Raw genomic sequence first — 11,788 nt, forward strand, 5'->3', positions numbered from 1 at the left:
CTTTCAGGTACCGAGCGAGGTGAGGACGTCGCGCCGCAGTGCCACGCGCGCGGGGTCGTCGTGCGCTGTACGGTCGCGGGGGCGCGGCACATCGCGTACGGCGGTCAGCCGGCCGTTGCCGAGGAGGGCCACGCGGTCGCCGAGGAAGAGCGCCTCGTCGACGTCGTGGGTGACGAAGACGACGGTCGCGCCTGTGCCGCGCAGCACCTCCACCAGCAGGTCCTGCATGCCGGCGCGGGTCTGGGCGTCGAGGGCGCCGAAGGGTTCGTCCATGAGGACGGCGCGGGGCGCTGCCGCGAGGGCGCGGGCCAGCTGGGCGCGCCCGCGTTGTCCGCCGGAGACGCGGTGCGGCAGCTTGCCGGACTGTTCGGTGAGGCCGACGCGTTCCAGCCAGGTCTCCGCCTGGCTCCTGCGTTCCGCGCGCGGCAACCCCTTGATGGCGAGGGGCAGTTCGACGTTCGCGCGCAGGGTGCGCCAGGGCAGGAGGGCGTCCTCCTGGAAGATCAGGGCGCGGTCGGCGGCGGGGCCGGTCAGCGGCCGTCCGTCCTGGCCGGCCTCTCCGGAGAGGGGAGCGAGCAGTCCGGCCAGGGTGCGCAGCAGGGTGGACTTGCCGCAGCCGGAGGGGCCGACGAGGGTGAGGATCTCGCCGGGGGCGACGTCGAGGTCCACGTCGTCGAGCACGGGTGCGCCGGGCCGTCCGAGTGCGGCGTTCCGCAGGGTGAGTCCGGCACCGGTGCGGGTGGGCGAACGCAGGTCAGACGAGCTGGTCATGGGGCACTTCCTCCATGGTCGTGGGGCTCGCGGGGGCGGCGGCACCGCGCGCCGCAGGCGGAGGCTGTCTGCCGGGGACGTACGACGTGCGGGGCAGCCAGCGGGTCAGGCGGCGGCCGAGGAGTTCCACGGCGGTGGACGTGACCCAGCCGAGCACGCCGATCGTGAGCATGCCGACGAACACGCCCGCGTAGTTGACGACGGTGTAGTCCTGCCAGGTGCGGTAGCCGACGCCGTACTGGCCGGAGATCATCTCGGCGGAGATGACACAGATCCATGAGACGCCGATGCCGACCGACAGGCCGCCGAAGATGCCGGGCAGCGCGCCCGGCAGGACGACCGAGCCGAGGATCCGCCACCGGCTGCCGCCCATGGTGAGCACCGCTTCCTCCCACACGGGTGTCAGCGCGCGGACCGCGTGCCGGGTGGAGACGAGGACGGGGAAGAAGGCGGCGGTGCAGGTGATGAAGACGATGCCCTGTTCGTTGGAGGGGAAGAGCAGGATCGCGACGGGCACCAGGGCGATCGCGGGAATCGGGCGGATGACCTCCAGCACCGGTCCGAGCAGGTCCTCGGCGAGGCGGGAGCGAGCCACGAGCACGCCCGTCGCGACGCCGAGCACGGCGGCGAGCAGGAACCCGGTGAGGATGCGGGTGACGCTGTCGGTGAGGTCCGTCCAGTAGTCGGGGCCGGCCAGTCGGTCGGCGAAGGCGCGGGCCACGTCGGTGACGGTGGGGAACTGGGAGAAGCGCAGCCACAGGTCGATCTTCAGGCCGGCCAGCAGCTGCCAGGCGCCCAGGAAGGCGGCCAGCGAGGCGAGCCGCAGGGCGAAGCGGCCCGCGCGCCGCGGGTAACGGCGCGCGAACCTGCCCCCCGGCCGCGGTTGACCGGTCACGACGCCTGCCCCAGCGCGTCGGCGTAGGTGATGACGCGGGCGTCCCCGTGTGCGGCGACGTAGGCCTTCGCGGTGGCCGGGGCGACGAAGGGGAGGAGCTGGTCGCCGTCGGCCACCCAGACCGCCTTGTCGGCGAACCACAGGGTGCCGGTGGTGGCGTCGGGGACGTAGGCCGCGCGGATGCCGTCCTTGTGCTTCTTCACGTAACTCAGCAGTTCGGCGGGTGTCTTGAAGGCGGTCGTCTGCTCGGCGCCCTTGGGCCACACCTCGCTCGCTGCTGCCGGGGGCGTCGCGGCGAGCCGCTGGGTGTATTCGGCGCCGAGGGCCTTCTTGAGGTACTGGTCGTCGACGAAGGAGTCCACGTCGATGTCGCCGGTCAGCTTGGCCGACTTCAGGACCGAGACGTCCTTCTCCAGCGCGGAGATCAGTTGCGGTTTGACGGCGGGGTCGAAGGTGGAGATGCCGTGGGCGCCGTTGTAGAGGTAGACGACCTCGGCGGGCAGGCCGGTGGCCTTGGCGACCGACTCGGCGGCGGCGACCGGGTGGGTGTTCAGGTAGTCCGTGGCCTCCGACTGGGCCTTGAGGAAGGCTTCCAGGACGGCGGGCCGCTGCCCCGCGAAGTCCTCGCGGGCGGTGACGCCGTGGAAGGTGGGGAGGTTCAGCTGGGCGCCGTCGTACAGCGCCTTCGCCTTGCCCTGGAAGGCGAGCAGGCCGGGCCAGGCGACGAACTGGGACAGGGCGTCCGCGCTGCCGGCCGTCAGGGCCGAAGCGCCCACCGCGGGCTGCTGGTTGAGCTTCTCGACGCCCTTGTCGGGGTCGATGCCGGCGCGTTGCAGGGCCCGTACGAGGGTGCCGTCGGCGGCGGAGCCGATGCTCGTGGAGACCTTCTTGCCCTTGAGGTCGGTGAGGGAGGCCAGTTTCGAGTCCGGGGAGGTGACGATGGTGTTGAGACCGCCGCGCAGGTTGTAGCCGGTGATGGAGACCAGGTGGGTCGGCTTGCCGAGCTGTTTGCCCCGGGCCGCGTTGATGAGCAGCGGGAAGTCGCCCATCGAGCCGATGTCGATCTTCCCTGCGGTCATCTGGGCGGTGATGGGGGCGCCCGTGGCGTAGTCCTGCCAGTCGACCTTGTAGGTGTGGCCGTCGTGCAGGGCGTTGAGGTCTCTCTCGAAGTAGCCGAGGGAGCGCAGGAGGGTGCCCGCGGTGACGGTGTTGATGGTCTTGGACTGGTAGCCGACCGTGATGGTGACGTTCTTGCCGTCACCGGCCTCGGCGCTGCCGCCGCATGCGGTCAGGGGGAGGAGGAGAAGGGCGGCGGGTGCGGCAAGTGCGGTGCGTTTCATGGGAGTTCGGGGCCTCTCACCGGAGCAGATAGGGCATGTTGACCGTCACGGCTCCGGTGGGACAGCGGGCCGCGCACGGGCCGCAGTACCAGCACTCGTCGACGTGCATGTAGGCCTTGCCGTTGCTCTCGTCGATGGCGAGGGAGTCCAGCGGGCACATGTCCACGCAGAGGGTGCAGCCGTCGATGCACTTGGACTCGTCGATGGTCACGGGCACGTCGGCCCGCTGGGGCGCCAAGGGCATGGCTGTCTCCAGGAAACGGGTCAGGAAGAGGTCAGAGGGAGCGGTGCAGCAGACCGCTCATGGTGATGCGGTCGCCGCGGAAGCGGATGAACTCCAGGTCGACCGGGCGGCCGTCGGCGAGGTGCGTGAGCCGTTCCAGCATGAGGACGGCGGCGCCGCGCGGGGCTTCGAGTACGGCGGCGGAGTGGGTGTCCGCGTTGACCGCCTCCAGGGTGATCTCGGCGTGCCCGAGACGCTGGCCGGTGATCGTCTCCAGGAGGCGGAAGACGTCGGTGTTCTCCAGGTCGGCGCCGAGCAGGGCGGTGCCGATGTCGAGCGGGATGTAGGTGAGGTCGAGGGAGAGGGGGAGGCCGTTCAGACGGCGCAGGCGTTCGATGTAGAGGACCTCGTCGCCGGCGGGGACGCGGAGGCGTTCGGCGACCGGGGCGGGTGCGGGGGCGGGGCCCATGGTGCGGACCTCGTTGGTGACCCGGCCGTGCTCGTGGAGGGTTTCCGCGAGGCCCCTCAGATGGTCGAGGCCGTGTGGGTACTTCTCGGCGACGACGACGGTGCCCACTCCGGGGAGCCGTTCCACGAGGCCCTCGGCCCTGAGCAGGTCCAGGGCCTGGCGGACGGTGTTGCGGGTGGCGCGGTACTCCGTGGCGAGGGTCGTCTCGTGCGGGAGTGTGCCGTTCGGGAAGCCGCCGGCCAGGAGCTGGTGCCGCAGCAGGTCGGCGAGCTGCCGAGCCTGGTCGGCCCGCAGCCGACGCCGCGCGCGGTGGGCGGCGACGGTGGTCGCGCCCTGTCCGGCGTGGTCTCGGAGGCGGTCGGCGGGAGGCATGTCTGAACCATAGCGAGCTGGTAGGGAATGAAGTGTTGCAGCAGTGTTGCGCCACTTGCCGGTGCGTCAGGTAGGGCTCTGACCTGGCATTACGTCCGCTGCCTGGCAAGATCTGCCACGCCCTTCCAGCCCGTCCGCCATGCGGGGAGGACCAGCTCAGCCACTTCCAGCCCGTCCGGCGTGCACGGGCGAGACCGGCTCAGCCACTTCCAGTCCGCGGGGCGTGCACGGGCGAGACCGGCTCAGCGATCCAGTCCGCGGGGCGTGCACGGGCGAGACCGGCTCAGCGATTTCAGCCCGTCCGGCGTTTGAGGACGAGGCCGTTCAGGCCGAAGCGGGGGTCTGGGGGCGGCAGCCCCCAGAACAAGGGTCACCCCAGTGCCGTCAGCCCCGGCGCGAACGCGATCAGCAGCGGCAGCAACGGCACCAGCGCCGCCACCGTGGTCGTCAGCGCCCGGTGCCGACGGCCCAGACGCGGGGGCGGCTCGAGGAGCCGGTCGACGCGTTCGCCGAGGAGGCGGTGACTGGAGGCACAGGACAGGACCCCGCGGTGCTGGTTCAGCTCGATCAGGGCGAGCGCGGTGGTCAGATGACCGCAGCGGCGGGACGCCGTGTCGTCCGCGGCCAGCTCCACCAGGCGGTGGGTCTGCTCGCAGAAGTGGTCGAAGAGAGGGACCCGGGGAAAGCCGGTGGCCAGCGCGCTCGACAGGTGCAGCAGCCAGTCGTGGTGCGCCCGCGCATGATCGCGTTCATGCGTCAGGACCGCGTCGAGCTGATGGTCGGTGAGACGGTGCAGGGCGCCCGTCGTGACGACCAGCTGGGGTGGGCTGCCGGGCATCCACCAGGCGTCCGGGTACTCGTCCTCCAGCACCAGCAGCGGGCCGCGCGCCGCCTCCTCCAGTCCGGCGGGCAGCTCGGGGGCGCGTTCGCGCAGGTGCGCCCGGGTCTGTCCGCGGCGCCTGCGCGCCTCGAAGAGCTCGCGGGCGAGCATCGCCGTCGTCCAGGCGGCTCCGCAGGCCAGCAGCAGGGTGAGGGTCACGGACCAGGCCGGGGCGGCGGTCAGGTCGTACGCCGCGGTCACGCCCGGCGGCGCCGGCGCGAAGACATGGTCGCGGAAGGTGTGGAAGACGGCGGCCGCGCCGAGCACGAGCGCCGTCAGACAGCACAGCAGGACGGTGGCGACCAGGCACTGCCACACCCACAGCGCGACCACGGGCTCCCGCTCGGGCCACGCCGACCGCACCAGCGCACGCGGAACCGGCACTGCGGCCGTCAGGGCGACGACGCTCAGCAGGAGCAGACAGACGGTCATGCCACGGTCTCCGGATCCTGGTCGGAGGAAGGGGCGGGGCGGTGGCGCGGTGGGGTGGTGCGGCTCGGCGCACAAGGCGCCCGCCGCCAGTATGACGGCGAACGGCGCGGGAGTCAGGGGACGACGGCCATCCCGTACGACACATCTCGTACGTCCCGCACGTCTCGTACGACCGTCCGCACGACCCGTGCAGCCGTCGTCACGCCCCGCAACCTCCGCTCACACCACCGCGCTTGCCGTGATCCGGCCGCTCACCTCGCCCAGTCCCACGCGGGTCCCGCCCGGTCCGGGCGCCCACGCCGACAACGTCACCACGTCCCCGTCCTGAAGGAACGTCCGCTTGCCCTCGGGAAGTTCCAGCGGATCCCGCCCGTTCCAGCTCAGCTCCAGCAGCGACCCGCGTTGCCAGGGCTCCGGACCGCTCACCGTGCCCGACCCGTACAGGTCGCCGGTCCGCAGCGAGGCGCCGTTCACCGTCATGTGGGCCAGCTGTTGCGCGGCCGTCCAGTACATGGTGGAGAAGGGCGGCTCGGAGACGACGGAGCCGTTGATCGCGACGGAGATCCGCAGGTCGTACCCGCCGGGTTCGTCCTGGGCATCGTCCAGATACGGCAGCAGCGGGTGGGTCCGGTCCGGCGGCGCCACGCGCGCGTCCTCCAGTGCGTCCAGCGGGGTGATCCACGCCGACACCGACGTGGCGAAGGACTTGCCGAGGAACGGGCCGAGGGGGACGTACTCCCAGGCCTGGATGTCGCGCGCGGACCAGTCGTTGAGCAGGCACAGCCCGAAGACGTGCTCCCGGAAGTCGCCGAGCGCCACCGGCCGCCCGCGCTCCGAGGGCACACCCACCACGAAACCGACCTCGGCCTCGATGTCCAGGCGGACGGACGGCCCGAAGACGGGAGCCGGATCGGCCGGAGCCTTGCGCTGCCCGGACGGGCGTACGACGTCCGTGCCCGACACCACGACCGTGCCGGACCGCCCGTGGTACCCGATCGGCAGGTGCTTCCAGTTCGGCGTCAGCGAGTCCGCGGCGTCCGGGCGGAACATCTGGCCGACGTTGCGGGCGTGGTTCTCGGAGGCGTAGAAGTCGACGTAGTCCGCGACCTCGAACGGGAGGTGGAGCGTCACCGACGCCAGCGGATGGAGGAAGGCCCCGACGGCCTCCTGGTGCGCCGGCACGGTCACCCACGCCGTCAGCGCGCGCCGCACGTCCGACCAGGTGGTGCGCCCTGCGGCGAGCAGCGGGTTCAGCGAGGGCCGCGCGAGCAGGGAGGCGTACGGCGAGCCGAGCGCGCGCGCCGCCGCGCCCGCGTCGAGGACGTGGTCGCCGAGCCGGACGCCGACGGTCCGCTCCGTCGAGCCGGCAGGGGAGAAGACGCCGTACGGAAGGTTGTGCGGGCCGAAGGGATCGCCCTCGGGGACATCGAAGGGGGGCATGGGGTGCTGCCTCACTCTCACTGCGTCGCGAACCGTCTGTCGTGTGCCACCTGCGCGAACCGTTACAGGGCCGCTGGGTGGCCGCGCCACACGTTACGGCCGGGTCGGCCGTCTTGGGCAGTGTCTAAAGAGTTTGCAATGTCCGAATTGGGCTTGTCGGACGTGCCAATTCCGGCTTAGCGTCCTTTGGGGGACACGGACGGGGTGGGTCCGGTCCGTAGGGGGGACGCGTGGGGGGACCCGTGGCCAGCAGCACGCGCAGTGTGCCTTTCGCCGCCGACCGTGATGTGCCCGGACTGATCGTCAAGTTCGGCGACTACCCGCTGCACCACGGTGGTGTCGGCGCGATCCGCAGCCTGGGCCGCCTCGGTGTGCCGATGTACGCGATCACGGAGGACCGTTACACACCCGCCGCCTCCTCCCGCTACCTCAGGAAAGCCTTCGTCTGGCCGACCACGGGCACGGAGGACCCCGCCCACCTGGTGGAGGGCCTGCTGCGCGTCGGGCGCCGCATCGGCCGCCCGGCCGTCCTCGTCCCCACCGACGAGGAGGCCGCCGTCCTGATCGCCGAGCACCAGGACGAACTCGCCGGCCGCTTCCTCTTCCCGCGCGTCGAGCGCGACCTGCCCCGCCGCCTCGCGAGCAAGCAGGGCCTGCACGAACTGTGCGTGGAACACGGCATCCCGAGCCCGGCGGCCGCGTTCCCGCAGTCGTACGACGACATCGTCACGTTCGCCGAGAAGGCCCGCTTCCCGGTGGTGGCCAAGAACCGTGAGGCGTTCGTACGGCGCAAACGACCGGCGGTGAACGGCACGACGCGGATCGCCACCCGCGAGGGCCTGCTCGGTCTCGCCCGCGACTGGGGCGAGCACCCCGGGGTGATCCTCCAGGAGTACCTGCCGAGGGAGGACGCCGAGGACTGGATCGTGCACGCCTACTTCGACCAGGACTCGACCCCGCTCGCCATGTTCACCGGCGTGAAGGTGCGCTCCTGGCCGCCGCACGCGGGCATGACGGCCAACGCGTACGTCGTCGACAATCCGGAACTCGCGGACATCGCCGCGCGTTTCATCAAACAGATCGGCTTCACCGGCATCATCGACCTCGACCTGCGCTTCGACCGGCGCGACGGACAGTACAAACTCCTCGACTTCAACCCACGCATGGGCGCCCAGTTCCGCCTCTTCGAGAACGAGTCGGGGGTGGACGTCGTCCGCGCCATGCATCTGAACCTGACCGGCCGCACCGTCCCGGAGGGGGAACAGCGCGCCGGCCACCGGTACATCGTGGAGAACATCGACCTGCCCGCCCTGCTCGCCTACCGCCGCAGCGGCTATACGACGCCGCACGCACCGGCGCGGGCGAGCGGGACGGAGCTGGCCTGGTTCGCGGGTGACGACCCGCTGCCGTTCCTCACGATGCTCGCGCGCTTCGTGCGGCCGGGCGCGAAGCACCTCTATCAGCTGTGGCGGACCAACCGCCGCGGCAGCACCACCAGTTCGGGCGGCTAGCCGGCCGGTCAGCCACCCTAACCGAACCACACGAAGTGACGAAGTGAGCGTCCTGGGGAGGGACTTCGTGATTCAACCGGTTGCAGTCATCGGCGCCGGGCCCTTCGGCCTGTCGACCGCCGCCCATCTCCGAGCCCGCGGCCTCCCGGTCCGCGTCTTCGGCGAGCCCATGGTCAGCTGGCGCGACCACATGCCCGCCGGAATGCTCCTCAAGTCGACACCTGTCGCCTCCAGCCTGGACGCGCCGCAGCAGGGTCACACACTCGCCGACTACTGCGACGCCGCCGGCATCAGGCGGCTGGTGACGGACGAGGACATCATCCCCGTCGAGACCTTCATCGCCTACGGCGAGTGGTTCCAGCAGAAGCTGGTGCCCGAGCTGGAGCAGGTGCGGGTGGTGTCGGTGGACCGGCACAAGGGCGGCGGCTTCGAACTGAAGCTGGACTCGGGGGAGTTGTTCACCGCCCGTGCGGTCGTGGTGGCGACCGGTCTGTCCGGCCTCGCGTACCTGCCGGCCGAACTGGCCACCGCCGCGGCGGACGGACCCACCCCCACGGGCCCGGTCTCCCACAGCTCCCAGCAGCACGACCTCACGCGCTACGCCGGCAAGGACCTGATCGTCGTCGGCGCCGGACAGTCCGCGCTGGAGACCGCGGCGCTGGCGGCGGAGGCGGGCGCACAGGTGCGGGTGGTCTCCCGCGGCCGCGGCAGGGTCGCCTTCGGCGCACCGCCGTGGAAGCAGCCGAGGCTGCGCCCCGAGTCGCCCTTCGGCCGCGCCTGGTCCCTGTGGGCCCTCAGCTACTACCCGCACCCCTACCGCTACCTGCCGGCCGAGGCCCGCCACTACCTGGTGCGCCGCGTCCTCGGCCCGCTCGGCGCATGGTGGCTGCGCGACCGCTTCGAGGGGAAGGTGCAGGTCAGCGAGGTCGAGCGGATCGTGCGCGCGGACGCCGCCGACGGCAGCCCGAAGCTGACGGTCCGCACCAACGCGGGCCGCACCGAGGACCTGGCCGCGGACCACGTCATCGCGGCCACGGGATACCGGGTGGACATCGCGGCGATGGACTTCCTCGGCCACGAGCTGCGCACGAGTCTGGCGGTGAGCCGCGGCACCCCCAAACTGGGCGCGGGATACGTCTCCTCGGTCCCCGGCCTGTACTTCACGGGCCTGCCGGCCGCGGCGTCGTACGGCCCGGTGATGCGCTTCGTGTGCGGCACCGAGTTCGCCTCTCCGAGGCTGGCCGGACACCTGGCCGCAGCGCACGGCCAGACCGGGCCCCGGGGCTCTCGCCTGGTGACGAAGAGCCCATAAGGATAAGGGAGTTGAACAAGGGACGGCGGTGCACTTTGCCGTCGTCCGGTTCACGATGAGTCGGTGGGGCGTCCTGTCCGTATTCTCTGATCATGGCCGCACCCACCGCATATGCACTCATCGCCACCGACCTGGACGGCACGCTGCTCCGAGGCGACGACACGCTCTCCGACCGGTCACTCGCCGCGCTCGCGCGGGTGGCCGGGGCCGGCGCCCGCCACCTGGTCGTGACGGGCCGGCCGGCCCCCAGGGTGCGTCCGCTCTTCGACCAACTGGGCAGCAGGGGGCTCGCGGTGTGCGGGCAGGGCGCGCAGGTGTACGACGTGGGCGCGGACCGTCTGCTGTGGTCCGTCACGCTGGACCGGGAGCTGGCCGAGACCGCCCTCGGCAAGATCGAGGCCGAGGTGGGCCAGGTGTACGCGGCCGTCGACCAGGACGGTGTGGAGGGGCTCACGCTCATCGAACCGGGCTATCTGATGCCGCATCCGACGCTGCCGGCCGTACGGGTCGACCGGCGCGACGACCTGTGGTGCGAACCCATCAGCAAGGTGCTGCTGCGCCATCCCGACCTGTCCGACGACGAGTTGGCGGCGACGGCGCGGTCGGTGGTCGGTTCGCTGGCCACCGTCACCATGTCGGGGCCGGGGACCGTCGAACTCCAGCCATGCGGCATCACCAAGGCGACGGGCCTCGCGCTGGCCGCCGCACACCTGGGACTCGGTCCCGAGCAGACGATCGCCTTCGGGGACATGCCCAACGACATCCCCATGTTCGACTGGGCCGCTCACGGCGTCGCCATGGCCAACGCCCATCCCGAACTCAAGGCGGTGGCCGACGAGATCACCCTGTCGAACGAGGACGACGGCATCGCCGTCGTCCTCGAGCGACTGTTCTTCGAGTTCATGGAACTCGATGAGTTCCATGGACTGGGGGCACTCCAAGGGGCCTCGGCGAAGTCCGGAGCGGTTCGGCAGCGCCCCAAAGGGGCGCGGGGAACTGCGCGACCGGCCATGACGACGCCGCAGACGAAAGACGGCACATCGCCGCACATCCCGCAGAGCGCTCAGTAAGCACCGAACACGTTGTCGATCGACCCGTACCGCGCGGCCGCGTACTTGCAGGCGGCCGTGATGTTCGCGATCGGATCGAAGGGATTGAGCGCCGTGCCGGGCACGTGGTAAGCGAGAAACGTCGGGTCGATGACCTGCAGCAGGCCCTTGGACGGGGTGCCGGCCACCGCGTTCGAGTCCCAGTTGTTGATGGCGGCCGGGTCGCCCGAGGACTCGCGGATGATGTTGCGGTAAATGCCGTTGTACGTCCCGGGAATGCCGTTCTGCTTCATGACCTGGAGGGCGCCCCGGATCCAGCCGTCGAGGTTGTCGGTGTAGCCCATCGACTTCACGTTGGCCACGGTCGGAGTGGCCGCGGACGCGTTGGTCGCCCCGACGAGCGGGAGGGCGAGCACGGCGGCGCCCGTACCGGCGACGGCGAGCTTGCGGGCGAGGCGGGTGTTTCTGGGGCGGCGGTGCTGACCTGTTGCAGGCATGGCGGGTTCCTCTCCGTCGCCTGCGAGGTGAGCTGTCGGGTTCGGGCGGGGAGATGCCCGGCCGCGCGGCCGAACGGCGACGCGGCTTCACCCCTAGCCGGCCCGGGGATGTCCGGTCCGGCGGCCTACCTGGTTCCCCCGCTCCTGCCGTGCGAGTGAGTTGGTCGATGGTTGTGCCCGGGCGGCGGCAGGATTCGGCGTCCACCCGACAGGCCGGGAACGTATGCGAGAGCACACGCCCGGAACAAGTGTCGGATTCACGGATCGGCCTGTTGACCATGGTCTGAGGCTTATGAGGCACTTGATCCTTTGCGGTTGCCAAGCGTCAACTCGCTTGCCGGGAAAGGGGGAGCGGGGAGAGCGGGGGCATTGCCGTTCGACTCTGCCGTGTGAGTCAAGTCACCGGTGTCCGCAAGAGCGGCAAATCGGGCAATGGCCCCAACTGGTGGTCAACCAGTCGTTCGTGGGGTTCGCTTCCCTCATTGGGGGACGAAAACGGAACCTGCCGTGTGGTGCGCGTCGTTGTCACGGTGGTCGTCCGATCGGGCGCCGGCTCGTGCGGACGTGCCGGCCCGGGCGCCGCGGCCGACGCGACCG

At 71.1% G+C, this 11,788-nt stretch carries 10 protein-coding genes, 1 pseudogene and 1 riboswitch; of the genes and pseudogenes, 3 read left to right on the forward strand and 8 right to left on the reverse strand.

Annotation, left to right across the window (positions count from 1 at the left end; all coding sequences use genetic code 11):
* Positions 1-3: 3 nt before the first annotated feature.
* The 7 genes from LJ657_RS21285 to fahA form a co-directional block, all read right to left on the reverse strand.
* Entirely contained in the window at positions 4-771 is a 768-nt protein-coding gene (locus LJ657_RS21285; RefSeq protein WP_232650353.1) for an ABC transporter ATP-binding protein, read from the reverse strand.
* Positions 755-1,666, reverse strand: coding sequence for an ABC transporter permease (locus LJ657_RS21290; RefSeq protein ID WP_232650354.1), 912 nt, complete (start codon positions 1,664-1,666; stop codon positions 755-757). The genes LJ657_RS21285 and LJ657_RS21290 overlap by 17 nt, the downstream gene beginning before the upstream one ends.
* Positions 1,663-3,006, reverse strand: a complete 1,344-nt coding sequence (locus tag LJ657_RS21295; RefSeq protein ID WP_232650355.1) for an ABC transporter substrate-binding protein — start codon at positions 3,004-3,006, stop codon at positions 1,663-1,665. Before LJ657_RS21295 ends, LJ657_RS21290 begins: the two co-directional genes overlap by 4 nt.
* Positions 3,007-3,022: 16 nt before the next feature.
* A complete protein-coding gene (locus LJ657_RS21300; protein WP_010986276.1) occupies positions 3,023-3,250 on the reverse strand; it encodes a 4Fe-4S dicluster domain-containing protein in 228 nt (75 codons plus the stop codon).
* 31 nt (positions 3,251-3,281) lie between these two features.
* Positions 3,282-4,070, reverse strand: a complete 789-nt coding sequence (locus LJ657_RS21305; RefSeq protein WP_232650356.1) for a GntR family transcriptional regulator — start codon at positions 4,068-4,070, stop codon at positions 3,282-3,284.
* A gap of 370 nt (positions 4,071-4,440) precedes the next feature.
* Positions 4,441-5,382 (reverse strand): M56 family metallopeptidase, encoded by a 942-nt coding sequence (locus LJ657_RS21310; protein WP_232650357.1) that lies wholly within the window; start codon positions 5,380-5,382, stop codon positions 4,441-4,443.
* 219 nt (positions 5,383-5,601) lie between these two features.
* Positions 5,602-6,822, reverse strand: a complete 1,221-nt coding sequence (fahA, locus tag LJ657_RS21315; protein WP_232650358.1) for a fumarylacetoacetase — start codon at positions 6,820-6,822, stop codon at positions 5,602-5,604.
* 242 nt (positions 6,823-7,064) lie between these two features.
* On the opposite strand from fahA, the gene LJ657_RS21320 reads away from it, so the two are divergent.
* The 3 genes and pseudogenes from LJ657_RS21320 to LJ657_RS21330 form a co-directional block, all read left to right on the forward strand.
* Complete coding sequence (locus tag LJ657_RS21320; RefSeq protein WP_232650359.1) at positions 7,065-8,333, forward strand: carboxylate--amine ligase; 1,269 nt, start codon at positions 7,065-7,067, stop codon at positions 8,331-8,333.
* A 67-nt stretch (positions 8,334-8,400) separates the two neighbouring features.
* On the forward strand, positions 8,401-9,645 hold the full coding sequence (locus LJ657_RS21325; protein ID WP_232650360.1) for an FAD-dependent oxidoreductase: 1,245 nt from the start codon (positions 8,401-8,403) through the stop codon (positions 9,643-9,645).
* A 92-nt stretch (positions 9,646-9,737) separates the two neighbouring features.
* Positions 9,738-10,538: pseudogene (locus tag LJ657_RS21330) on the forward strand (HAD family hydrolase); the annotation flags it as partial.
* Between the two features lie 170 nt (positions 10,539-10,708).
* Here the strand turns inward: LJ657_RS21330 and LJ657_RS21335 are convergent.
* On the reverse strand, positions 10,709-11,191 hold the full coding sequence (locus tag LJ657_RS21335) for a transglycosylase SLT domain-containing protein (protein WP_232650361.1): 483 nt from the start codon (positions 11,189-11,191) through the stop codon (positions 10,709-10,711).
* 4 nt (positions 11,192-11,195) lie between these two features.
* A riboswitch (cyclic di-AMP (ydaO/yuaA leader) is annotated at positions 11,196-11,367 on the reverse strand.
* Positions 11,368-11,788 lie beyond the last annotated feature (421 nt).

It is taken from the genome of Streptomyces guryensis (assembly GCF_021261325.1).
GTDB classification, from domain to species: Bacteria; Actinomycetota; Actinomycetes; order Streptomycetales; family Streptomycetaceae; genus Streptomyces; species Streptomyces guryensis.

What these genes read in the sequence shown, in the direction of transcription:
- LJ657_RS21305 (WP_232650356.1), bottom strand. Translation starts at nt 4,070, where the DNA reads ATGCCTCCCGCCGACCGCCTCCGAGACCACGCCGGACAGGGCGCGACC.
- fahA (WP_232650358.1), bottom strand. Translation starts at nt 6,822, where the DNA reads ATGCCCCCCTTCGATGTCCCCGAGGGCGATCCCTTCGGCCCGCACAAC.
- LJ657_RS21295 (WP_232650355.1), bottom strand. Translation starts at nt 3,006, where the DNA reads ATGAAACGCACCGCACTTGCCGCACCCGCCGCCCTTCTCCTCCTCCCC.
- LJ657_RS21300 (WP_010986276.1), bottom strand. Translation starts at nt 3,250, where the DNA reads ATGCCCTTGGCGCCCCAGCGGGCCGACGTGCCCGTGACCATCGACGAG.
- LJ657_RS21335 (WP_232650361.1), bottom strand. Translation starts at nt 11,191, where the DNA reads ATGCCTGCAACAGGTCAGCACCGCCGCCCCAGAAACACCCGCCTCGCC.
- LJ657_RS21285 (WP_232650353.1), bottom strand. Translation starts at nt 771, where the DNA reads ATGACCAGCTCGTCTGACCTGCGTTCGCCCACCCGCACCGGTGCCGGA.
- LJ657_RS21310 (WP_232650357.1), bottom strand. Translation starts at nt 5,382, where the DNA reads ATGACCGTCTGTCTGCTCCTGCTGAGCGTCGTCGCCCTGACGGCCGCA.